Source organism: Clostridium sp. MSJ-8, assembly GCF_018918325.1.
GTDB lineage: Bacteria > Bacillota > Clostridia > Clostridiales > Clostridiaceae > Clostridium.
The window spans coordinates 1-23,445 of the sequence record NZ_JAHLQH010000029.1 but is presented as its reverse complement, the minus strand read 5'-3'; the positions used below and the strand labels follow the sequence as shown (position 1 = coordinate 23,445).

Below are 23,445 nucleotides of genomic sequence, written 5' to 3'. Positions count from 1 at the left end.
ACGTTTTGCATCATTATAATAAATTATTGTATAATAAAAACACGTAATTATAAAAGATGGAGGTGGGTATCTCTATATGAATAGAATAAATTTATTAGATGAAAATACATCAAATAAGATTGCGGCAGGTGAAGTAGTAGAAGGCCCTTCTTCTGTAGTGAAGGAATTAATAGAGAATAGTATAGATGCTAAGTCGAAGAATATAATAGTTGAAATAGAAGAGGGTGGAACGTCATTAATTAGAATTACGGATGATGGTAATGGAATACATCCAGATGATATAAAACTTGCATTTTTACCACATGCAACTTCTAAAATAAAATCTTCAGAAGATATATATAGTATACATACTTTAGGATTTAGAGGAGAAGCTCTTCCTTCTATTGCAGCTGTATCTAATTTAACAATAAAATCTAGGATAGAAGGCATGGAATATGGTAAATCATTGTCTATATCAGCAGGGGAAATTATTGAATGTACAGATTGTGCATGCAATGTAGGTACTACAATAGAAGTGAAAGATTTATTCTTTAATGTACCAGCTAGAAAAAAATTCTTAAAAAGTGTAGCACGTGAATCATCAAAGATAAATGATATTGTAAATAGAATTGCAATATCTCATGAAAATATAAGCTTTAAATTATTTAATGGTGCTAAGAAAGTTCTACATACATTTGGTAATAATAATTTAAAGGATACATTAAGAACTATATATGGTAAAAACATATCTGATAATCTTATATATTTTGAAAGTGCTGAAGATAAAATAACTTTGTATGGATATATAGGAAAAGAAAATATAGCAAGAGGATCAAGAAACAATCAAAGTATTTTTGTAAATGGTAGATATGTTAAACATAAAACTATAGTAGCTGCAGTAGAAAATGCTTTTAAATCATTTGCCACTGTTAATAAGTTCCCTTTTTTTGTTTTGTTTATAGAAGTATATCCTGAATTTGTTGATGTAAATATACATCCTACAAAGGCAGAAATTAAATTTGATGATGATAGAGAATTATTTGGTAAAGTATTTCATACTGTTCATGATGCATATAAAAAAGAAGTGTTTGATAGCTTTGATGTTGATATAAATAATACTAATGGTTCTAATGAGGTTATTAATGAACCTATCAACACAGTTATGGAAAAGATGGATATAGATTCTGTAATGACACAAGAAGAAAAAGTATCAGTAGCTATTCCGTTAGATTTACATAGTGAACATAAAGATATATTGCTAAAGGATGCACATACAAGTATTTTACAAGAAGGACACGAAAATGTATCTAAAAATGACACTATAAATGATTATGTAGATGAAAGAGATAAAGATATAGTTAGAGAAGAAAATTTAAAAAATGAGATGAAAAGTAATACAGAAGTAGAGGGAAAAGTTGCGAAATTTCCTCCTATAAAAATTATTGGACAATTTAATAAAACATATATTATAGGTGAATATGATGAAGTTTTGTATATGATAGACCAGCATGCAGCTCATGAAAAAATTTTATTTGAAAAATATCTAAATCAAATTGAAAATGATGATATTGTTGTTCAGCCACTTTTATTGCCAGCAATTATTGAACTTGGAATAGATGATTATTGTATCTTTGTTGAAAACAAAGAGGTATTTACAAAAGCAGGTTTTATAGCAGAAGACTTTGGAGGAAATAGTATTGTCCTAAAAGAAGTACCTTATTTTGTTGGGAAATTAAATCCTAAACCATTGTTCTTGGACATAATAGATAACTTGAAGAACTTAGGATCAGGTAAAACAACAGATGTAAAATACAATGCAATAGCTACCATGGCTTGTAAAGCAGCAATTAAGGCTAATAATGAATTATCTAATATGGAAATGGTTAAGCTTATAGAAGATTTAAGGTATATAAATGATCCTTTTCATTGTCCTCATGGCAGACCAACTATAATAAAATTAACCAACTATGAAATAGAAAAAATGTTTAGAAGAATTGTATAAAGGTATTAGGATGAATCTAATACTATAAGAAAGGATATTTATGAAAAAAAAACTATTAGTAATAGCAGGTCCAACAGCTGTTGGTAAAACTGAATTATCAATAAATATAGCAAAAAAATTAAATACTGAGATAATCTCTGCTGATTCTATGCAAATATATAAATATATGGACATAGGTTCTGCTAAGGTTACCGAAGAGGAAAAGGACGGAGTTATTCATCACATGATAGATGTTGTTACACCTGATGAAAGATTTTCTGTATCTGAATATAAATCTATGGCAAAACCAATAATAGATAATATTATATCACAAGGTAAAATTCCTATAATAGCAGGGGGAACAGGGTTATATATAGATTCTGTTACATGTAATATGAATTTTTCAGAAACAGATAAAGATGAATCATATAGAGAAGAACTAAATAAATTAGCTGATGAAATGGGAAATGAGTATCTTCATAATATGCTAAAAGATATTGATTCTCAGAGCTACAATAATATTCATATGAACAATAGAAAACGTGTAATAAGGGCTCTTGAAGTATATAAACTCACAGGAAAGCCTTTTAGTACCTACAATATTGGTAAAGACATGTATGAATCAGATTATGATGTGCATTATTATGTTTTAAATATGAACAGAGATAGATTATATGATAGAATTAACAAGCGTGTGGATATTATGATGGATAGAGGGTTACTTGATGAATGTATAAAACTAAAGAATATGGGGTATACTTCTAATATGCAATCAATGCAAGGAATCGGATATAAAGAGATTTTGTATTATCTTGAAGGAAAGATATCTTTAGATAAAGCTATAGATATGATTAAACAAGGTAGTCGTAATTATGCTAAGAGACAGATAACTTGGTTTAAGAGAGATAAACGTAGCAAGTTTTTAGATAAAGACCTTTTAAGTGATGATGAGATATTAGATATAATTATTTCCGATATTTTATGCTAGATTGATTAGTTTTATATATGGAAGGACTTATTTTTATGAAGAAAGGCAATAATAATTTTCAAGACTTATTTTTAAACAACTCGCGTAAGAATAATGCAGAGGTAACTATTTATTTAACTAATGGATTTCAATTACATGGATTAGTAAAAGGATTCGATCCTTTTACTGTAGTATTACATAGTGAAGGTAGAGATATACTTATATACAAACATGCTATTACAACTGTTAATTTAAACGAATCAAATATAGATAGTTATATGAATTAGTATTAATATACTACTAATAATAATAGAAGAGGATAGTAATTTTTTATTCAAAAAAATTACTATCCTCTTTTGAAGTATAAGAATTATCATTTTGTATTTGATTATACATATCATAATTCATATAAGTATTTTCTTTTGAAATATTATCAAAGTCATAATATATTTTATTTGCTTCATCTTCTTTTTTAATTTTTGAAGGTAAAAACATAATTATTGTATAACAGATGATTCCTATAACTGTTAAATTTACAAAAATTAATGGTTTCGGTAAATTCAAATCGTTAAGTCTTCTGCAATTTAGAGTTATTAAAGGAATAATTGTTATTATTAAATATGCTACAAGTACAAGTGCAAATATATCATATTTTGCAGATAAATATATAAATAATAGTAACACAATAATATTATCTAGAGTTGCTAACCAATAATCAGACCTACTAGTAGTATCTTTTATATTAAATGTATTTTTAAAAAAATTTAAATACTCTTTCAATTTTTACACCTCAATTATATTCATTAGAAAAGATAATCTTTAAAATAATGATATCTTATATTATACAAATATACAATATTTACATAATAGATTTCTTTCGTACTTTACAACAAAATTTATATTTTTTGTTATAATTCATAATTCTTTGTTGAAATATTATAAAAATATCATTATTATTGAAGGTAGAGTATGAAATGGAGGCAAAACAATAATGTTAGATTCAACAATATCTTTATTAAAAAATACATATGGATTTACAAATGAAACTATAGATCTATATAATAGAGCAATTATTGATGTTCAAGATGAATTCAAAATATATGATGAAATAAGAGAATATAATCAGATAAAAGTTCTTAAAGCTTTTCAAGATGAAAGAATAAGTGATAGCCATTTTACTAATAGTTCTGGATATGGTTATGACGATATAGGAAGAGATAGCTTAGATAAAGTGTATGCTAGAATATTTAATACTGAAAGTGCATTAGTACGTCCTCATTTTGTTAATGGTACACATGCAATAGGTGCAGCACTTATGGGAAATCTAAGACCACATGATAAAATATTATGTGCATCAGGAAAACCTTATGATACCTTACTTAATGTAATAGGCATAGATGCTGATGATAATATAGGTTCACTTAAGGAATATGGAGTGGATAATGAAATTATAGCTCTTACAGAAGATAATAAAATAGATATAAACAGAGTTAAAGAAGCTCTAAAAGATCAATCTATAAAGATAGTTCATATGCAAAGAAGTACAGGTTATGGTTGGAGAAAGGCTTTTTCAGTAAATGAATTAAAGGTAGCTATAGATGCTATAAAAGAAGTAAGACCAGATGTTTACGTATTTATAGATAACTGCTATGGTGAGTTTATAGAAACTATTGAACCAACAGATGTAGGAGCAGACCTTATGGCAGGTTCATTAATTAAGAATATTGGTGGAGGTATTGCACTTGCTGGTGGTTATATAGTTGGTAAGAAAGAACTTATAGAGCAAGCATCTTATAGATTAACTGTTCCTGGAATAGGAGGAGAATGTGGAGCTACATTTGGACTTATGAGAAGTTTCTATCAAGGATTATTCCTAGCACCTAATGTAGCTATGGAAGCTGTTAAAGGTGCAGTATTTTGTGCTAGAATAATGGAACTTGCAGGATTTAATGTTTTACCTAAATATAATGATAGAAGAAGTGACATAATTCAAGCTATCAAATTTGAAGATCCTAAGAAAGTCATTGCATTTTGTAAGGGTATTCAATATGGTTCACCTATAGATTCTTTTGTGGAATGTGAGCCTTGGGCTATGCCAGGATATAAAGATGAAGTAATAATGGCAGCTGGAGCTTTTGTTCAAGGTTCTTCTATAGAATTATCAGCTGATGCACCTATTAGACCACCATATATTGCATATATGCAAGGTGGTTTGACATTTGATCATGCTAAAATTGGTATACTTATTGCATTAAACAATGTATTAAAAGTAAAATAAAGAGATGTTTTTCAAAAAAAATAAAAAAATAATCATATTTTATCTGTAAAAATATCAGATAATGTGTTAAAATTTAAAGTGGAATTTTTTATAGGAGGCTTTAACACATGAAGAAATTAATATTAGTAACTTCACCACCAGCATGTGGAAAGACTTATATTTCTAAACAATTAGCAAAAGCAATGCATGGATTAGTATATTTAGATAAGGATACTCTTATACCATTAAGTAAACAAATATTCAAAGTGGCTAATCAAGAGTATAACCGTAGTTCTGATTTCTTTGAAGAATATATAAGAAATGAAGAATACGAAGTAGTTTTAGATTTAGCTATGGAAGCTCTAGAATATAATGATAATGTACTGATTAATGCTCCTTTTACTAGAGAGATTAGAGACAAGGCATATATTGATCATTTAAAAGAAGTATTAAAAGAAAGAGATGCTAAACTAGTAATTGTTTGGGTTATTACTGATAAAGAAGTATGTCACCAAAGAATGATTGAAAGAGCATCTGATAGAGATAAGTGGAAGTTAGATAATTGGGATGAATATATTGCATCATGTAATTTTGACATTCCTGATACAATTATGGATCCAGAAGATGATTTAGGATTATTATTATTCCATAACTCATCTGAAGAAGAATTTAATGCTTCATTAAAAGAAATAAGTGAGAAGTTAATAAACAGCTAATGTAAAAAAACAATGTTATTTGCAAAATAGGTACAAGCCTAAAAGAGAAATAACATTGTTTTTTTTAATATTGTCTATATAGACCTACTAGTTTGCCTAGAATGCTACAATCAGGAACTATTATAGGGTCCATAGTATCATTTTCTGGTTGAAGTCTAATGTGATCTTTTTCTTTAAAGAATCTTTTAATGGTTGCTTCATTATCAATAAGTGCTACAACTATATCATTGTTACTAGCAGAATCTGATTGCTCAATGATAGCAAGATCTCCATCGTTAATACCGATATTAATCATACTTTCTCCTGATACTCGTAACATAAAAAGTTCTCTATTATGTTTAATATGATCTAGTGGTATAGGAAAAGTATCTTCTATGTTTTCAGTAGCTAATATTGGTAAACCAGCAGTTACTTTACCAACTATAGGAATATTAATCATTTCCTTTTTAGATACGTTTAGTTCTGGTATTTCTAATGCTCTAGGTTTAGTAGGATCTCTCTTAATAAGACCTTTCTTTTCTAATCTCTTCAAATGACCATGAACTGTTGATGTTGATTTTAGATTAACAGCTTCACATATTTCTCTTACTGAAGGTGGATAACCTTTATTCTCAGTGTAAGTCTTCAAAAATTCGTAAATCTCAGTTTGTTTGTCGTTACTTATCATAATAATACACCTCTTTTTTAAAAGTATAACATATAGTTTAAATTATATCAAACGAATGTTCTATTTGTCATTATACCCACATTTAATAATACATATACGTTTGTAAAAGAAAAATTAAATCTTTTATTTGTTTTTATAAATTGTGCAAAATATATTTGATAATTATATAGATATTTGATATAATGAATACTATCGTTTTAAGGTGGTGTTTTGTTATGGATTATAAATATAATGATGATGATTATTGTGATATCTATGAGAATAAGATATGTGATAACTGTGGCAAGTGCTTAGAACAAGAAGGAATAGATATAAAAGCTATAAATATTATGGATATAGCTAAAACAGTTGAAGAAAACAAGGTTCTTGAAGATGAATATATGGAAGCGCTTAAGGCAAAATCAGATGTAGATGAAGCAGAGTTAGATAGACAGATAGATGAGAGTCTTGAAGATTTGAGAAGTGCTTATAGACAATTTGAAGAAGAAAATAATTTATCTTTAGAAGATGAAGAATATGAAGATGCTTTTGATCATATTGAACATTTAGAAGATGTTGATCTTGATGGATTGTTTGATGACAATAATCTAGAAGAGATGACTGAAGAGGTATTTCCAGGTGTGAGAAAGCTTAAGAAAAACAAATAATTTTTATGTATAAGATCATCTCTTATTGCAGATACTATTATAGGAAAGTAATATAGGAGGTGATTTTTATGAATAGGAAGAAGATTTTTTCTATTTTATTAGCTGCTACTTTAGTATTTTCAACTACTAGCATGATTGGTTGTGGTAAGAATAAGACAGATGATGAAAACAATAACAATTCGGTAGCTGAAGATGTAAAGGACACAGCTGATGAAGCAGCAGGAGAGACTGAGAAGCTATTTGATAAAGTAACAGATAGAACTATGGAATATACAGCTGCAGATCTTAAAACTAAGTTAGAAGAGAAGGGATACGATGTATCTAAGGAAAAAGATGCAGAAGATTACTTCACAACTAAAGGTAAAGTTTATGATGTTGATGGAGATACTCTATATGTTTATGAATATGGAGAAAAAGATAATTCAGAAATAGAAAAAGACATTAACAGTATAGACATTAAAGGCAATAAAATAGGAGAAAAGAATATCACTTGGAAAGCTACTCCTCATATGTATAAGAAGGGAAGAGTAGTAGTAATGTATGATGGTGATAACAAAGGCATTATCAATACATTAAAAGAAACCTTAGGCGATCCTTTTGTAGGATAATATAATTATTAGGAATATCCCCAGATAATAATACATATATATATTTATGTATTACGTATTTGGGGGTATTTTTATGAAAAAAATTATTTATAGCAATCCTATTATTTCGACTATATTTATAAATATAGTTAGTTTTATTATTGCGATTTACTCTATAAATAATGATAAATTTTATTTGTTGTTTATACTTATTTTTACTTGTATTTTAAACGGTAATATAACTATTAATATTAATAAGTCAAATAAAATGCAAAAAGCAATTTTGCCACTAATTTATTTTGTGACTTTATTAGCTATATTTGTATCAAATAAATATATAATTTGTTATATAAGCTAAGAATCTTATGTAAATTCTTAGCTTATATAGAGATATGAGTTTTATTTTTTATTATGTTTAGAAGCTGGAGTATTTAATGGATTTACTTTTACAGCTTCTCTTAACATGTCATTATCTAAGTGTGTGTATATTTGAGTAGTAGATACATTTTCGTGACCTAATATTTCTTTTAGAACAAGGATATCTACATCTCCGTATTTATACATAAGTGTAGCTGAAGTGTGTCTTAATTTATGAGTTGAATATCCTTTGTCATTTAATCCTGCATTTTTTAATTGCCTTTCAATAACATCTTGGACAGTCCTTCTTGCAATTCTATTGCCTCTTTCTGATAAAAACAAAGCATCGGTTTCTAGTTTTTTTTCTTCTATTTGTTTGTTTCTAACTTTCATATATTTGCTTATTGCATCTAAACAAGCATCGTTTAAATATATAGTTCTTTCTTTATTTCCTTTACCAATTATTCTTATTGTATCGTCTTTGATTGCGTCAATATTGATGCTGCATAATTCAGCAAGTCTCATCCCGCAGTTGAGGAATAATGTAATTATGCAAAAATCTCTTTCGTAATTACGACTATCAATATGATCTAATAGCTCATTTGCTTCTTCTAGATTCATATATTTCGGCTTTCTTTTACCTATTTTAGGGTTATCTAATTCGGTTGTATAGTCATGGTCAATTACTTTGATTTTTTTATTTAAATATTTAAAAAAAGCTCTCATAGATGCTATTTTTCTTGAAATTGTTGAACTTCCATTATCAAAGTATTTTTTGCAAAAAATCAAAAATGAATATAAGTCTTCTAGCGTTATTTTATTTAAATATTCATCATCTACATCACTAATAATTATATCTTTAAATTCTGTCCCTTTTTTTACTTGACCTTTCTTGACTTTTAAGAACCTTAACATTATTATGATGTCACGTGTATAACTCTCGATAGTGTTTGGAGAACTACCTTTAATAGTCTCTAAGAACTTTACAAATTCGGTTAATCTTGGAGGTAAGCTAACGTGACTAAAACTTTCTTCTGCAAAATCGTATAAATCCATAAATTTCACCTCTTTCAACTAATATTATACCATACTTCGCACATAATTTGTATTATGTGCGAAGTATTTTATAAAAAACTCCACTTTTTATTTTAAATTTATAGGAATTTTTGATTCTTATACACCTTTTACACTCAGACAAATATTTATAAATCGATTTTAAGAAGATTTATATTTTTAAAATAATTAATATGTATAAATACTAGTATTAATAAAAACTAAAAATCAAACCACTCTAAAAAACAACATACATATAAATATTGATAATATTGAATAAACAAGTATAAATTCAAAATTAAAGTATAACAATATAGTTATTACTATTTTAGTATTTTAATTGTATAAATATAATTATTATGTATAAATGATATTCTTTGTTAGTCAGTCAAGGTAAAACAAAAAAATATTGGTTCTTTATGTTCATTATCGTGAATTCTTCTTTTATGATAAAAAATTGGCTTTTGTTAAGATTATTTTTAATACAATATTCCTTTATAGATATATTCTTATTCCCTTTATAATAAAGATCAACAGTTTTTTTCCATTCTTTATTGTTTAATTTCTTATACATAAAAATCCTCCATAAAATTAATGTTTACTTAATTTTACTAGGAGGATTATATTTTTTGTAGACGCGAAATCTTTGAAGCTTACTTTCCTTCTAAAATTTTTTCTCTTTTATTTTCTATTAGCCTTAATATATTTTTTTCTTTCCTTATAAGCTATTTTCTCCTCTTTAGTGTTTATTATCATACCACTTTGCATTTTCTTTGCCAACATTTCTACTGATAGATAATCAATTTTTAATATATCTAATAATGCACAAGCAAATTCAAGTCCTCCAACTAATCCTGAATAAAGGAATTTTAACATTTCATCATTAACTACAAATACAATAAATCCTCTATATTCCATTGCTGGCCATTTTTTAACACTCTCTTTTAATTTAGTATAGCTTATTAGTTGTTTTGTAAATACCTTTTTTATTAATAATCCTTCTTGAGTTAATGTATATTTATAAAATAAAAATTTTCTAAAAACTATTATTGTAGATATAAAAATACATGTTCCTACTATGCATAATATATCAATTAGAAATTCATCTTTTCTGCTTAAATCTTCTCTTAACATCTTATTTATTATATATGTTGCAATACAGGCTATTTCTCCCAATATACATATAGAAAATATAATTGCTTTAAAAGTCTTCGGAAATCCTGTGCTATATTCACCTTTTTTATTCTTGGGACATTTTCCGAATATTTCCCTTGTAACTGCTTCTCCTGCCTTTAATCCTACATTTCTTCCTACAGCACCACCTACGTCTCTAATCATTTTGCTTCCTCCTATTCTTTTTCATCTTCTTCTCCACAATATTCTTGCCCAGATGAATAAGGCTCAATAAAACCACCTCATATGAATGTGTAGTTAATATCCTTTGTCATTCTTTTTGTTTATTGTAATTTTTATTACAAGAAACTCTCCATAGAGGATTATATCTTTTATCTAATTATTTATTACTTTTGACGTATTTTTCTCTCTTTCTTTTTTCAGCTCTATCTTTTAAGGGAATCCAAGTTTTTATAATTCTTTTTGAAAGTTCTTGCAATTGATTGTTATCTAATGGGTGTGCTATTAATGCAGCTAAGTAGTTTGTAAAAAATACACCACCATGTAATCCTCCAAAACTTATTTTGATCACCTCAGTTTTTGATGTAAATAATAGTGAATTTCCATAAAAAGATAATGGATATAGATTACATACTTCTCTTAGTTCTCTATAAGTAATAGTCACTGTTTTAAAAACTTTTTTTATGACTAAAGTATCAGCTGTTAATGTATATATATAAAATAACATTTCTCTACATTTATATACACATAAAACTGTAAGTACAAATATTATAGCTACTCCAATATATAAATATGTTAAATGAACCGAATCATATGACACATATTTTGTTGATAATAATACAATAATAAAAAAATAAATGAACCTATAAAGTATCCCTTGAAAAATTTTCTCTCGGTAGGAGAATGTCTAGTTGTACAATTTCCATCTTGGTCAGTTGGCAGCTCAACATAAGCTTCACGTATAGCTTGCCTTGTCATGGCACTTCCTACTCCACTTACTAATCCATTATTATAAATATTAGCCATTTTAAAATCTCCTTTTATTATTTTAAAATACTGTTTTCTTTTTGAATATATGATATAATGTAATTAAGAAAAGTCTTAGTGTGCTATCACTAAGACCTCTCAATTGTACATTTTTGTATAGTTGGGCTATTGGATAATTAAAGATTTAATTAAGAAAATAAGCACATTATCTTTGGTCGGATGGGTGCTTATTTTCTTTGCTTTTTATATTGATTTCTAAACCTATTATTTTTAGTCTAAACTGAAATTCTGAAATAAATGTCTTTGAATTTGATTTAATAATGAGTACTAATATCGTGAATAATAATATTGTTATAATCATTATCATTATTAATTTAAGCAATCCAATACCACCACCTTTCGACCAATAGCCAAAGAAGGTGGAAAATGTAGAAACCACCACCAATTTAGAATACCATCCTATCATTACCAAACCAGTGGATTTTATACATATTATTATATCATATATTGATGCTATTATGTAAAGCAGTTTTATATTTTAATTTGTTTAAGCTTTGATAAAAAAATGCCAAGGCTACATAAGTTACCTTGGCGATTTTTTATAATTATAATATTTTTTTTAATGTATCAATAAGAGATTTCATCTCATCATCAGTACCTATTGTAATACGTAGATAATTATCTATACGTGGCTTGTTGAAATATCTTACTAGTATACCGTTATCTTTTAATGTGTTATATAGATATTCTCCAGATTTTTCACAGTGTGAAACAAATATGAAGTTAGCTCTAGAATCTAAAACTGTAAATCCTAATTCCTTTAGGGCTTCTACTGACCATTCTCTAGTCTTTATTATCTTATTTCTAGTAGAGTTAAAGTACTCTTCATCTTTAAATGCAGCTATTGCACCACTTAATGCTACTCTATCTAATGTATAAGAATTAAAACTGTTTTTAACTCTATTTAAGCCTTCTATAAGTTCTTTATTACCAAATGCAAAACCACCTCTAAGGCCTGCTAGAGATCTAGATTTAGACAATGTTTGAATAACTAATAGGTTATCATATTTATTTATGTATTTAACCATAGATTCTCCACCAAAATCTACATATGCTTCATCAATTACAACTACATTATCTTTATTAGCTTCTACTAGCTTACATAAATCACTTGTTTCAATGAATTTTGATGTAGGTGCATTGGGATTAGGTAAAACAATACCAGTAGTGTTATCCATCATTTTATCTAATGGAATGTTGAAGTTATCATCAAGTGGAACTTGTATAGCATTTACATTAAAAACTACGCTATATACTGGATAAAAACTATAGCTTATATCAGGGAATTTAACTTTTTTATCTTTATCGAAGAAAGCTTTAAATACAAATGCTAATACTTCATCAGAACCATTACCTACAAAGATTTCGTCTTCATCTATGTTATAATAATTAGCTATTGTAGCTATTAAATCACTACAAGTTGGATCTGGGTATAGCTTTAAGTCGTCATTTATTGCATTAATCATTGATTCCTTAACTAATGGTGAGGGTCCGTATGGATTTTCATTAGTGTTAAGTTTAATATATTTTTTATCCTTAGGCTGTTCACCAGGAACATAAGGATCTATTCTTTTAGTTGTTTCATTCCAAAATTTACTCATTTAAAAGCCCCCTATAAAATAATTGCTAAGTTTATATTAGCATATTTTACTTTAAAATACTATTTCAAGTTTAATGTGAAATCGTTATACAATGTATTATTTGCGTTTTTTATTATAAGTAACTATTTTATTATACAAATCATACCTTAAATTATAAGTACTAATTTATTAGAAAGTGAGGTGACACCATGTGTGGAATAGTTGGAATAGTTGATTTTCATAAAAGAATAGTTAACGAAAAGCATATTTTAGAAAATATGAAAAACAAACTATCTCATAGAGGGCCAGATGCTGAAGGTAGCTTTATATCTGATAATGTACTTCTTGGGCACAGAAGACTTGTTGTGGTTGACCCTAAAGGTGGTAGTCAACCTATGATGAAAAAAATTGAAGGAAATGAGTATATAATTGTTTATAATGGGGAATTATATAATACAGAGGAACTAAGACAAGATTTAATCAATAAAGGAATATCATTTGACGCTTATTCTGACACAGAAGTTTTATTGAAGACTTATATATATTATGGAGAAGATTTTATATCTAAGCTTAATGGTATCTTTGCTTTTGCAATATATGATAAGAAACAGAATAAGGTTATATTAGCTAGAGATCCTATGGGAGTTAAACCTTTATTTTATTGTAAGAGAGATACTACACTTATATTTGCATCAGAGATAAAGTCCTTATTTGAACATCCTTATATAGAACCTGTAGTTGATGAGACTTCTTTAACAGAATTATTTGCATTAGGTCCCGCTGTTGCACCTGGTTCTGGATTATATAAGGATATATATGAGATTGAACCAGGATATTGTATGATTATGTCGTATGATGATTGTAATCTATATAGATATTGGCAGATGAAGGCATATGAGAATAAGGAGACTGTTGATGAAGCTGTAGAGCATACTAGAGAATTATTATTAGATTCTATCAAGAGACAGTTAGTAAGTGATGTTCCAGTATGCACATTTTTATCAGGCGGATTAGATTCATCAGCTATATCTGCAGTTGTTGCACGTGAATTCAAGAAACACAATAAGGTATTAACAACCTATTCTATAGATTATGAAGATAATGATAAATATTTTAAGTCTTCTTTATTTCAACCAACTTCAGATCAGAAGTATGCATTAGATATGGCTAGGTTTATAGGTAGTAATCATATAACTGTAACACTACGTCATAGTGATTTAGAAGAAGCTCTTAGAATTGCTGTTATAGGTAGAGACATGCCGGGAATGGTAGATGTTGATTCATCTCTTTATTTATTTTGTAAGGAAATAAGAAAGAATTTTATAGTTGGTCTATCTGGTGAATGTGCTGATGAGATATTTGGAGGTTATCCATGGTTTACAAGACCTTCTATGTATAATAGTGATACTTTTCCGTGGTCTAGATTCCTTGAAGATAGGAAGCTTATTTTAAACAAGGATCTTAAGAAGTTACAGATAGATGAATGTGCTGATTATTATTACAAGAAAACTATAAATGAAGCTCCACATATAGATAATGAGACTCCATTTGAGCATAGAATGAAAGAAATATACTATTTAAATCAAAAGTGGTTTATGGTTACACTATTAAATAGAAAAGACAGAATGAGTATGGCAAACAGCCTTGAAGTAAGGGTGCCTTTTGCAGATTATCGTTTGTGTGAATACGCATATAATCTACCTAATGATTATAAGCTTCTGCACGGTCGTGAGAAAGGACTGCTTAGAAAAGCTCTAGAAGGAATACTTCCAGATGAAATAATTTATAGAAAAAAGAGTCCATATCCTAAGACTCATAATCCTATATACACTAAGTTAGTATGTGAAGAAATGACAAGAATATTAAATGATAAGAACTCTCCTATCTTAGATCTTATAGATATAGATGTTGTATCTGATATAGTTAAAACTAAAGGAGCATCATATACAAATCCTTGGTATGGACAACTTATGACAGGGCCTCAATTAATAGCTTACTTTATTCAAATAAACACTTGGCTAAAAGAATATAATGTTTCAATAAGAATGTAGTTAGAATTATTAACCACCCATATATTATATATGCTATTAAATATAAACTTGATAGCTAATAAAGATGGGTGGCAAATCAATATGTTAATATTTATAAGATAAATTATGAACTATTATAGTTTGTTGTTATAAATAGCTTTTATTATTGCTAATATAATTATCTTAGCATCTTTGATAATTCAATTATCTCATTCATAGCATTTTCTTCTATAGATTCTATATAGGACATATAAAATTTTCGCCAATCAAATGTATCAACTTCTTTTATATCTATATTATCAATTCCATAACTATAGATAAGAGCTAATATTTCTTTAGTAAAGCTATTAAATATCATATAATATTCATTAGCAGAGATAGTATCACTTTCTAATATATCTATAAGATCATATATTGAATCAACATCATATTTTAGTATATTAATTTTATCTTTTACATTGCTACAAGAATTAATTTCTTTAAGTAATTCTCTAAACTTTTCATCAGACATTCTAGCCCTTGGTATAAATGATGAAGAAACTGCAGCTTTTTCTTTAACAACAATGAAAGTTTTATCTAACTCACCATTTAATATATTGCTTATGATATGGCTCATTTCTTTCTTTAAAGATAAAAAGATGTATTTCATCCACTTTTCATCTTGAATCTTAAGTTCTTCAATTATCTCTATAGATGCATTATATATAATCTTAGATATGTCCATATCTTCTTGCAAATAGAATAAGTTTGATAATGTATCTAAATCTTCAGGGGATAATTCTATAGATTTATTAGATTTATCTAGCAATTTGCATGCAATAGCATTATTAAGAATTATTTGAAAGATGTTTATAAGCAAGTGATCTGAATCTTCTATTGATGATAATATTTTATTAATAGAATCTTTATTATAATAATTACAGAAGTAATTCTCAAATAGTAATTTTTCTAAATATTCATGTATATACTCTACTCCATCTGTATCCATATAACAAACTGCAAGCTGATAATCTATCATGGCAGGTGTTTCATGAGCAAAGAATTCATAATTATAATTATCAAAAAATATAGATATTCCATCATCAATAGTGTCATTATAAGAATAATTACTAACTTCTAATCTAGAATTCTTAACTAATTCAAGGAGTTTTTTTGATTTTTTTAGTAAATTCTTTAGTATTAGTTTACCTTCTTCATAGATATTATACATAGTATTGTTATGAAGATAAGAAACTACTCCATCAGTTGAATTTATTGTTTTTAGTGATAAACCTAATATATAGTATATAGATAATAGTATCTTCTCTCCTATATGTACTTGTATAGAAGAGCTTTTTCCAGCAGTATAACGTTCAACCTCACTTTGAAGTAAATTGAATATATCTATAGTTAAGTTTTCATATTCTTCTTCAGTTATAGCTCCTATAGCTTTTAGCTTTAATAGCAAATCTTGAGTATAATGTGTTTTGTTGATTTGTAAATCTTTCATTATTTAATTCCCCTTTTTAGCTTTTGATGTTCATTTGCTATAGTTTGCTCTTTTATAGCTTGTGATATTGTATCTAAAGTTTTACATTGTAACAATTCTAGTGATCCTTCACATTCATTATCAAAGGAATCTCTCATAATGGTTATGAGCTTATCATCAGGTATTTTATCATAAGTTTCATTCTTATAGAAATAAAATATATCTATTAAGTCATATATTGTTTCTGCAAAATTATCTTTAGTTATATAACTAGAATTAGCAAATTCAATTATTAATTTTTTTACTAAAACATTATTAAATTCAATTCTACCGTTATCTTCTAAGCTTTCATTTCGTTTCTCTATTATAGATAGGGCCTCATCTTTAGTTAAACTTAAGCCATAATTTTTTATATCCTCATTAACAGTTAGTAATTCATTTGTTAAAATAGTGGTTACAGGTAAGTTTGCGTTATTTAATATTTTTTTATACATAAGTCCCCTCCTTCTACATTATAGATAATGTAACACTAAACATTTCTTTACATTATTATTATAAGTAAAGTTTTTAAATTTACAAGACTATGAATGTTTATAATTAAAATATAATAGCATTAGTTCAATAACCAATTAAAATAGAATGACTTTGATTTTACAAAGCGTTTGCTCAATTTTATTTATACTAATCTGTAATTCTTCATGGTTATATTATTCTATATCTACCTATAATTCTAACCTTAACAATAATGGTTACTTCCACTAAGCTTATTATATTTTAATTATTTAAGCGTTATGGTAGTTTCTAGTGTGTCTATATTATTACAAGTATCTTAAGTATTCAGTAATTCTTACTTTAAAATATTATTGAGTATATTTATTATTTAATCACTTATCTTTTAAGTTAATTAATATCAAATTATTGATTTAAGTAAATATTGATAATTAAAATATAATAGCATTAGTTCAGTAACCTATTGTTCCATATTACTCACACTAATCTGTAATTCTTCATGGTTATATTATTCTATATCTACCTATAATTCTAACCTTAACAATAATGGTTACTTCCACTAAGCTTATTATATTTTAATTAATTTAAGCGTTATGGTGATTTTTAGTATATCTATATTATTACAAGTATCTTATCTCTTCAGTAATTCTTACTTTATAAAAAAAATTATTGAATATATTTATTTTTGATTACTTATCTTTTCAGTTAATTAATATCAAATTATTGATTTAAGTAAATTATCTATAATAGAATTTAGTATTTCTTATAATAAAAAAGTAAGGATCCCGTTAAAAATACTATACTGTCTGAGCTTTAGCGAGTTTATAGTATTTAGGGATCTTTACTCTTTTTTATTATATTAGTAAATACTTAATGATATTATATTATTTACTTAGAACATATAATTTTGATATTAATTATTGTAAAATATAAGTTATCTAACAATAATACATTAATTTTTTTATATTTAGAAATGCTTAATGAAATTATGCTATTTATGAAAACACATAATATTGATACTAATAACAAACATAATATTAATCAAACCAAATAACATTGAATTTTATCCATATTACATTATTTACTTAAACATATAATTTTGATATTAATTATTGAAATATATTAATCAATAAAGTCATTAACAACTTCTTTGAACTTAGTGGGTTCTTCTGCAAAGCAAAAATGTCCGCTATTATCAAATTCGTACAGCTTTGAATTCTTTATAGTTTTATTTAAATCTTTAGCTATTTCTCTATTGGTTATAGGGGTTTCTTTATCATTTCCTACTAATATAAGTGTTGGAACATTAACATTATGTAGATCATCTGTATAGTCATAGCTATCTAATGCAGCATTTTTCATCATAAGTGCATAATTAAACTTAGTTTTCTTGAAGCTTTTTAATACATCTTTATTCTCACAATAGTTTCCATACATAGCTGAGATATTATCTACATACCATTTGTTTGATTTTGTTTGATTTATAGGTGGTAATCCAGTTTTGAAGTAAGAATTAGATAAGAATATATGTTTACTACTTCCTACTGATGATATAAGAATCATACTCTCTAGATTATTTCCATAATCAATAGAATATTTCATAGCGGTAGCCCCAGCGTAAGAATGTGCAACAACTATTATTTTTTTATTAGGAGTTAAATAGTTTCTTAGTGCTTCTAGATCCTTAGCATAATTTTCAAATGTGCAGCTAGATAAATCTTTTGTATATTCTGAATTTCCAGAGCAACGTGGATCAAAGAATATAACTGGATGATCTTCTGCTAGAAAATCTAAACTATCTTCTAAATATTCAGATGAAAAGCCGTTTCCTCCTGGAATAACATAGATAGGTGTATTATCTGATTTATAATTATATATCTTATACCATATATCATATCCATTTACTTCCACTATATTCCCAGTATTGTCTAGATTGCATTTTTGTGTTGCACCAGATACAGGCATAGTAGTTAGTGTAGAATATATGGCTATTAATACAACTACTATTATGATTATAGGTAATATCCTCTTCTTTTTTCTTTTCATTATTTATTGTGTCCTTTCTTAGTATTTTAATATATTAGATGAAGCTTTCTTCCTCTAATTCTTCTCCTGACTCTTCATCTATTATTATTTCTGATACAGATAAGTCTGAAATTGCATTTGAATTTATTAATTTATTTATTACTTCTTCAGCATTTACTATTTCATAACTCCAATGTAATCCTGTTACATCTTTATTAAGTAGTGCTTCTACAGTCATTGCAGCAACAATTCCACATACTTTATAAGATTCATTTAAGTTACATATTATTCTCTCACTATAGTTTTTACCTTCTTTTGTACCATATATCTCATAAACTATTGAGTTCCATATTGGTCTTGAAGTATATACTGCTTGAAATATTCTGAAGTTTTCATCTATTTGGCTTTCAGACATTTTACCTAAACCACTTTTTAATGCATTAGTATACATATTGTTTGCAACATTTAATATTTCTTCATCTGGTATAGCATTGTACCAAAAGGCTGTATCTATATTACATTTTTTAGCTACACTTATAATTTCTTTACTCAAATAAGGCTTTAAAAATATATTTTCTTGAAAACCTATTACTGGATATTTAAATTCTATATCTATATTATCATCTTTTTTTATATCTCCATTATCATAATATGAGTTAGGATATCCAGAAGATTCGAAACTACTAGCCATAATATCAATTATACTGTTTCGAGTTGCCTTCTCTCTTCCTCCTTGATAGCATTTTATAGATGATATAGTATCGAAATCTTTATTACAGTAATAAGAAGGTAGTATAGATGATAATCCTGGGACAGCACCAGAACCAATAATATAGCAATTGGAATTTAAGCTTAGTTTGTTTAGTACCTCTTCATTTAATAATATTTCTCCATTTACATCTACATATTTCACATTAAATTTATTACATACATTAGCAATACTATCTCTTATCTTATAAGTTGGACCTGCACAGTTTAATACTACTGTGCAAGTTTTACAAAAGTTTTCTAATGATTCATTGTCAAATATATCTAGATATTCATAAGTAAAGTTATCATTATTAATTATATTTTTATTGTTCCTTTGTCCGCCTTTTACTTTATGGTTAGTGGTTAATATATTAGCTGCTACTTTACCTATTGCACCACTACTCCCGATAATACCTATTAAGTTTTCCATTTGTTATTCTCCTTTTTTACATATTTTTAAGTATTACTTCTGCTATTTTTTCTACATTAGGTGATTCTAAACATGTAAAGTGATCTCCACCTACATAATAGTTAGTTACATCACCATCTACAGCTTCAAGCATATAATCAGATTCTCCAGCTTTAGGATCTGGTATAAAGAAGCTAGTAGTAATTTCACAACGAATAGCATCTACTTTCCCTTGATATTTATGTGGAGCAAAGGCCATAAATCCTTCAAAACATTTATTAAATACTTTATATAACATTATAAGCTGCTTCTCTTGAGTATCATCCGAAGAATCACTTCTAAACATTAAATGTAATCTTTCATCTTGAGGTACTTTACTTAGTTTAGCATAACAATCTCTTACTTCTTTATCTATATCTTCAGATGTACATAATTCTTCTGCAGTCATCATTCTATCATTTTTAGCTATAAAATCATTAAGAGCTTTTTCTATTGCATCATCAGAAACGGTATGTCCACATTTTGATACATCTATTCCTGACATTTCTCCAAAGCCTCTCTCTAGCATAAGTGCATTTGAAGCAAATACATTCCATCTACGTGTATCTATTGTTGTAAGTGTAATATTCTTTATTCCTACATCATTAAGATTCTTTGCGGTTTCAATAGCTACTCCACCACCAAAGCAATGGCCTATAAAGTTATATTTATTACATTTTATTGACTGAAGGAATTCACAATTTCTCTTAGCTAAAGTTTCTACAACCTTATCTGAAGGAAGATTTATATACTCATTGAAGTTACCACAATGCAATCCTATTATTTTATCATCAGGTGATATCTTAGATTTTATAATAGATAAAAGATTATTATATATAGCCATAGTTCCTGTACCATTTACAAATAATACCCAAAGATTATTAGGTGTATCACTTCCTTTTTGATACTCTATACAAAAATCAGGATATTCACTATCATTATTTTTTAATATACTTGCTATGTCTTTAATTGTAGGATTTTGGAGAACTACTTGCATAAGCTTGTCCCACTCTAATTCTTTTGCTTCTTTTAAATTACTTCTAAGTTTAGTAACCATCATAGATGCTAGAAGTGAATCTCCACCAACTTCAAAGAAATTATCATTTATAGATATAGAGTTTTGTTCTAGAACTTCTTCCCAAATATTAAGAATATTTGTTTCTAATTCATTTCTAGGTTCTTCTTTAACATTCTTAGATGTACTATTTGAATTATTAAGTATTTTTTCACATTCTATAATCTTATTTTTATCTAATAATCCATCTTTTACACATACATCTGATATCACTATTTTATTTATTGTTTCAATAAATCCAACTTCATCTTCTATGGTTTTATAAACAATTTCTTCATCTATGTCTTCATAGGATTTATTACTTTTAACTACATATAATTTTAAATTTGCGGCTTTTAACGTACTATTATCAGCTGGATAACTAAATGATACTTTAAGATCGTTAGAATTAAACATATCTAACCACTCATTATCGCTATAGAATATTTTATCTTCATCTTTTCTATTATCTAGAATTTCTTCATTGTGTAAGATTCCTTTAGATATAAGTAATGAATAACTTTCTTTTATAGCATCAACAAATATCATATATCCATTTGGACTTAGACTATCATGTAACACTTTCATAGCCTTGTTTCCATCTTTGGCATTATGGTGAACGTTAGCTGATATGATAATATCAAAATATCCTAAATCTATATTTTGCTCTAATGGTGATTTGTTAATATCAAATAATTTGAATGTAATCCATGGATATTTTTCATATCTTGAAGAAGCTAGTTTGAAGAAATAATTAGATATATCTGTGAAATAATATTCGATATTATCATAATTCTCAAGAGAGTTTAATATTCCATCAGTTGTTGCTCCTGTTCCTGCTCCAACTTCTAGTATTCTTATAGTTTTTTTAGCTTTAGACTCAACTATCTTTTTAACTGCACTTGTAGTTAAATCATTAAGAATTGTAGCTAAAGTATTCTCATTATATAGTGCAAAGGCTGTTTTTGAATCTCCCTTAGGAAAGAATATATCTACTGGATTAATTGTTCCATCTATTATATCTTTAAGATGTTCACCTGACGATAAAATGTATTTTGCCATATTTTCGATATTTTTATCCTTTGAAATGAAATACTGAACTTTATCTCTTAGTACATCATATCTATCTTTATTATCTATTTTTAAGCCATAGTACATATCATCAGAAAGAGTTAAATAGCCTTCGTTACACAATGCATTAAGCCATCTTTTTACTAGAAAATCATATTGATCTTGTACATTTAATGCTGCTTTAATATCCTGAATTTTATACCCATTTTCTGTATTTGTGAATAAACCATATTCCTCAAATAAATTCATTATAGTTATAAGTGCAAATTCATCTGAAGAGTTTATTTCATCTATAAATAATTCTTTATCTGGTGTTAGTATAAAGTAGTGGACACATTAAGTCAAACTAAGTAAAATAATATTTAGTTAAGAAAGGATGTGTCCATTATGGGAAAGGGCAGAAGATATGATCAAGATTATAAAGATATGATAGTAGATTTATTTAAATCAGGAATGAGTGTATCTGAAATAAGTAGCGAATATGGCATTGCAAAATCAACAATCAATGGTTGGATTAAAGATGTAAAAAAAATTAAGGTAGATGAAAATGAAGTTATGACATTAAAGGAAGTTAAACAATTAAAAAAAGAAATGGCAAGAATTAAGGAGGAAAATGAAATATTAAAAAAAGCTATGGCCATATTTGCAACCAAAAATTAGATAAAGTAGTAGAATTTATAGATAGTAATAAAAATAAGTATAATATTAAAACTATGTGTAACGTCCTAGGCGTAGCCAGAAGCACATATTATAAATTTTCAGATAAAACCAAGTCTGCAAGAGAAGTAGAGAACGATAAACTAAAGGCAGCTATTTTGAGGATATACAAAGCTAATAAAGGAATATATGGAGCACCTAGGATTCATAAAATACTTAGTATAGAAGGTTTTAATGTATCATTAAAGCGTGTTCAGAGAAAGATGAATGAACTTGGGTTATGTGCAGTAACTGTAAAAAAATACAAGCCTCATTCAAATAAAAAGGTTATAGAGGGATTGGAAAACGTTTTAAAAAGAGATTTTACAACTACTTCGATTAATGAAAAATGGGTGGGAGATATTACTTATATTCATACTATTAAAGATGGTTGGTGTTATTTAGCTTCAGTTCTTGACTT

General features: G+C 27.0%; 23 protein-coding genes. 10 read left to right on the top strand and 13 right to left on the bottom strand.

Going from position 1 to position 23,445, the window contains the following annotated elements:
* Window positions 1–76: 76 nt before the first annotated feature.
* Genes mutL through hfq form a run of 3 tightly spaced genes read left to right on the top strand, consistent with a single transcriptional unit; the run spans window position 77 to window position 3,214 of the window.
* Window positions 77–1,981: a DNA mismatch repair endonuclease MutL gene (gene mutL / locus KQI77_RS05705; RefSeq protein WP_216389308.1), complete on the top strand. Its 1,905-nt coding sequence runs from the start codon at window positions 77–79 to the stop codon at window positions 1,979–1,981.
* 40 nt (window positions 1,982–2,021) lie between these two features.
* On the top strand, window positions 2,022–2,948 hold the full coding sequence (miaA, locus tag KQI77_RS05700; protein WP_216389307.1) for a tRNA (adenosine(37)-N6)-dimethylallyltransferase MiaA: 927 nt from the start codon (window positions 2,022–2,024) through the stop codon (window positions 2,946–2,948).
* A 35-nt stretch (window positions 2,949–2,983) separates the two neighbouring features.
* Window positions 2,984–3,214: an RNA chaperone Hfq gene (gene hfq, locus KQI77_RS05695; protein ID WP_216389306.1), complete on the top strand. Its 231-nt coding sequence runs from the start codon at window positions 2,984–2,986 to the stop codon at window positions 3,212–3,214.
* A gap of 43 nt (window positions 3,215–3,257) precedes the next feature.
* On the opposite strand, the gene KQI77_RS05690 is transcribed toward hfq, so the two are convergent.
* Window positions 3,258–3,707 carry a DUF805 domain-containing protein gene (locus tag KQI77_RS05690; protein WP_216389305.1) on the bottom strand — a complete coding sequence of 150 codons (450 nt, stop codon included), beginning with the start codon at window positions 3,705–3,707 and terminating at the stop codon, window positions 3,258–3,260.
* A gap of 211 nt (window positions 3,708–3,918) precedes the next feature.
* Between KQI77_RS05690 and KQI77_RS05685 the strand changes: the two genes are divergently transcribed.
* Window positions 3,919–5,205 carry a methionine gamma-lyase family protein gene (locus KQI77_RS05685; RefSeq protein WP_216389304.1) on the top strand — a complete coding sequence of 429 codons (1,287 nt, stop codon included), beginning with the start codon at window positions 3,919–3,921 and terminating at the stop codon, window positions 5,203–5,205.
* Between the two features lie 107 nt (window positions 5,206–5,312).
* Window positions 5,313–5,900 carry an AAA family ATPase gene (locus KQI77_RS05680; RefSeq protein WP_216389303.1) on the top strand — a complete coding sequence of 196 codons (588 nt, stop codon included), beginning with the start codon at window positions 5,313–5,315 and terminating at the stop codon, window positions 5,898–5,900.
* A gap of 64 nt (window positions 5,901–5,964) precedes the next feature.
* Here the strand turns inward: KQI77_RS05680 and lexA are convergent, their stop codons facing one another.
* Window positions 5,965–6,567 (bottom strand): transcriptional repressor LexA, encoded by a 603-nt coding sequence (gene lexA / locus KQI77_RS05675; protein ID WP_216389302.1) that lies wholly within the window; start codon window positions 6,565–6,567, stop codon window positions 5,965–5,967.
* A 215-nt stretch (window positions 6,568–6,782) separates the two neighbouring features.
* On the opposite strand from lexA, the gene KQI77_RS05670 reads away from it, so the two are divergent.
* Together KQI77_RS05670 and KQI77_RS05665 are read left to right on the top strand one after the other, a co-directional pair.
* A complete protein-coding gene (locus tag KQI77_RS05670) occupies window positions 6,783–7,214 on the top strand; it encodes a hypothetical protein (RefSeq protein ID WP_216389301.1) in 432 nt (143 codons plus the stop codon).
* A 68-nt stretch (window positions 7,215–7,282) separates the two neighbouring features.
* Window positions 7,283–7,822, top strand: a complete 540-nt coding sequence (locus KQI77_RS05665; RefSeq protein ID WP_216389300.1) for a hypothetical protein — start codon at window positions 7,283–7,285, stop codon at window positions 7,820–7,822.
* A 378-nt stretch (window positions 7,823–8,200) separates the two neighbouring features.
* Here KQI77_RS05665 and KQI77_RS05660 read toward each other — a convergent pair whose 3' ends face one another.
* From KQI77_RS05660 to hisC, 6 genes are all read right to left on the bottom strand, one after another.
* A complete protein-coding gene (locus KQI77_RS05660; RefSeq protein ID WP_216389299.1) occupies window positions 8,201–9,214 on the bottom strand; it encodes a tyrosine recombinase XerC in 1,014 nt (337 codons plus the stop codon).
* Window positions 9,215–9,599: 385 nt separating this feature from the next.
* Window positions 9,600–9,785 carry a hypothetical protein gene (locus tag KQI77_RS05655; RefSeq protein WP_216389298.1) on the bottom strand — a complete coding sequence of 62 codons (186 nt, stop codon included), beginning with the start codon at window positions 9,783–9,785 and terminating at the stop codon, window positions 9,600–9,602.
* A gap of 107 nt (window positions 9,786–9,892) precedes the next feature.
* Window positions 9,893–10,549 carry a hypothetical protein gene (locus KQI77_RS05650; RefSeq protein WP_216389297.1) on the bottom strand — a complete coding sequence of 219 codons (657 nt, stop codon included), beginning with the start codon at window positions 10,547–10,549 and terminating at the stop codon, window positions 9,893–9,895.
* Between the two features lie 175 nt (window positions 10,550–10,724).
* On the bottom strand, window positions 10,725–11,165 hold the full coding sequence (locus KQI77_RS05645) for a hypothetical protein (protein WP_216389296.1): 441 nt from the start codon (window positions 11,163–11,165) through the stop codon (window positions 10,725–10,727).
* Window positions 11,141–11,371: a hypothetical protein gene (locus KQI77_RS05640; protein ID WP_216389295.1), complete on the bottom strand. Its 231-nt coding sequence runs from the start codon at window positions 11,369–11,371 to the stop codon at window positions 11,141–11,143. Before KQI77_RS05640 ends, KQI77_RS05645 begins: the two co-directional genes overlap by 25 nt.
* Before the next feature lie 566 nt (window positions 11,372–11,937).
* A complete protein-coding gene (gene hisC / locus KQI77_RS05635) occupies window positions 11,938–12,993 on the bottom strand; it encodes a histidinol-phosphate transaminase (RefSeq protein ID WP_216389294.1) in 1,056 nt (351 codons plus the stop codon).
* Between the two features lie 188 nt (window positions 12,994–13,181).
* Between hisC and asnB the strand changes: the two genes are divergently transcribed.
* Complete coding sequence (gene asnB / locus KQI77_RS05630) at window positions 13,182–15,023, top strand: asparagine synthase (glutamine-hydrolyzing) (protein WP_216389293.1); 1,842 nt, start codon at window positions 13,182–13,184, stop codon at window positions 15,021–15,023.
* Window positions 15,024–15,180: 157 nt separating this feature from the next.
* Here asnB and KQI77_RS05625 read toward each other — a convergent pair whose 3' ends face one another.
* The 5 genes from KQI77_RS05625 to KQI77_RS05605 all read right to left on the bottom strand — a co-directional run bounded on the left by KQI77_RS05625 (window position 15,181) and on the right by KQI77_RS05605 (window position 22,577).
* On the bottom strand, window positions 15,181–16,491 hold the full coding sequence (locus tag KQI77_RS05625; protein ID WP_216389292.1) for a DUF6179 domain-containing protein: 1,311 nt from the start codon (window positions 16,489–16,491) through the stop codon (window positions 15,181–15,183).
* On the bottom strand, window positions 16,491–16,964 hold the full coding sequence (locus KQI77_RS05620; protein WP_216389291.1) for a DUF6323 family protein: 474 nt from the start codon (window positions 16,962–16,964) through the stop codon (window positions 16,491–16,493). Before KQI77_RS05620 ends, KQI77_RS05625 begins: the two co-directional genes overlap by 1 nt.
* 1,138 nt (window positions 16,965–18,102) lie before the next feature.
* Window positions 18,103–19,026: an alpha/beta fold hydrolase gene (locus KQI77_RS05615; RefSeq protein WP_216389290.1), complete on the bottom strand. Its 924-nt coding sequence runs from the start codon at window positions 19,024–19,026 to the stop codon at window positions 18,103–18,105.
* 34 nt (window positions 19,027–19,060) lie between these two features.
* The gene (locus tag KQI77_RS05610) at window positions 19,061–20,185 is read right to left on the bottom strand and encodes a saccharopine dehydrogenase NADP-binding domain-containing protein (protein ID WP_216389289.1); all 1,125 of its coding nucleotides are present in this window, start codon (window positions 20,183–20,185) and stop codon (window positions 19,061–19,063) included.
* A gap of 16 nt (window positions 20,186–20,201) precedes the next feature.
* Window positions 20,202–22,577 carry a class I SAM-dependent methyltransferase gene (locus KQI77_RS05605; RefSeq protein ID WP_216389288.1) on the bottom strand — a complete coding sequence of 792 codons (2,376 nt, stop codon included), beginning with the start codon at window positions 22,575–22,577 and terminating at the stop codon, window positions 20,202–20,204.
* Between the two features lie 138 nt (window positions 22,578–22,715).
* On the opposite strand from KQI77_RS05605, the gene KQI77_RS05600 reads away from it, so the two are divergent.
* A complete protein-coding gene (locus tag KQI77_RS05600) occupies window positions 22,716–22,988 on the top strand; it encodes a transposase (protein WP_216389287.1) in 273 nt (90 codons plus the stop codon).
* A 53-nt stretch (window positions 22,989–23,041) separates the two neighbouring features.
* Window positions 23,042–23,445, top strand: a 404-nt coding sequence (locus KQI77_RS05595) for an IS3 family transposase (protein ID WP_216389286.1), incomplete at its 3' end; no start/stop codon positions are given.

Bases quoted from the DNA above. Each gene is read 5' to 3' on its own strand.
- KQI77_RS05625 (WP_216389292.1), bottom strand. From the start codon at position 16,491: ATGAAAGATTTACAAATCAACAAAACACATTATACTCAAGATTTGCTA.
- asnB (WP_216389293.1), top strand. From the start codon at position 13,182: ATGTGTGGAATAGTTGGAATAGTTGATTTTCATAAAAGAATAGTTAAC.
- KQI77_RS05600 (WP_216389287.1), top strand. From the start codon at position 22,716: ATGGGAAAGGGCAGAAGATATGATCAAGATTATAAAGATATGATAGTA.
- KQI77_RS05615 (WP_216389290.1), bottom strand. From the start codon at position 19,026: ATGAAAAGAAAAAAGAAGAGGATATTACCTATAATCATAATAGTAGTT.
- KQI77_RS05680 (WP_216389303.1), top strand. From the start codon at position 5,313: ATGAAGAAATTAATATTAGTAACTTCACCACCAGCATGTGGAAAGACT.
- KQI77_RS05685 (WP_216389304.1), top strand. From the start codon at position 3,919: ATGTTAGATTCAACAATATCTTTATTAAAAAATACATATGGATTTACA.
- miaA (WP_216389307.1), top strand. From the start codon at position 2,022: ATGAAAAAAAAACTATTAGTAATAGCAGGTCCAACAGCTGTTGGTAAA.
- KQI77_RS05610 (WP_216389289.1), bottom strand. From the start codon at position 20,185: ATGGAAAACTTAATAGGTATTATCGGGAGTAGTGGTGCAATAGGTAAA.
- mutL (WP_216389308.1), top strand. From the start codon at position 77: ATGAATAGAATAAATTTATTAGATGAAAATACATCAAATAAGATTGCG.
- KQI77_RS05605 (WP_216389288.1), bottom strand. From the start codon at position 22,577: ATGAATTTATTTGAGGAATATGGTTTATTCACAAATACAGAAAATGGG.
- KQI77_RS05640 (WP_216389295.1), bottom strand. From the start codon at position 11,371: ATGGCTAATATTTATAATAATGGATTAGTAAGTGGAGTAGGAAGTGCC.
- hfq (WP_216389306.1), top strand. From the start codon at position 2,984: ATGAAGAAAGGCAATAATAATTTTCAAGACTTATTTTTAAACAACTCG.
- hisC (WP_216389294.1), bottom strand. From the start codon at position 12,993: ATGAGTAAATTTTGGAATGAAACAACTAAAAGAATAGATCCTTATGTT.
- KQI77_RS05650 (WP_216389297.1), bottom strand. From the start codon at position 10,549: ATGATTAGAGACGTAGGTGGTGCTGTAGGAAGAAATGTAGGATTAAAG.
- KQI77_RS05670 (WP_216389301.1), top strand. From the start codon at position 6,783: ATGGATTATAAATATAATGATGATGATTATTGTGATATCTATGAGAAT.
- KQI77_RS05665 (WP_216389300.1), top strand. From the start codon at position 7,283: ATGAATAGGAAGAAGATTTTTTCTATTTTATTAGCTGCTACTTTAGTA.
- KQI77_RS05660 (WP_216389299.1), bottom strand. From the start codon at position 9,214: ATGGATTTATACGATTTTGCAGAAGAAAGTTTTAGTCACGTTAGCTTA.
- KQI77_RS05620 (WP_216389291.1), bottom strand. From the start codon at position 16,964: ATGTATAAAAAAATATTAAATAACGCAAACTTACCTGTAACCACTATT.
- KQI77_RS05655 (WP_216389298.1), bottom strand. From the start codon at position 9,785: ATGTATAAGAAATTAAACAATAAAGAATGGAAAAAAACTGTTGATCTT.
- lexA (WP_216389302.1), bottom strand. From the start codon at position 6,567: ATGATAAGTAACGACAAACAAACTGAGATTTACGAATTTTTGAAGACT.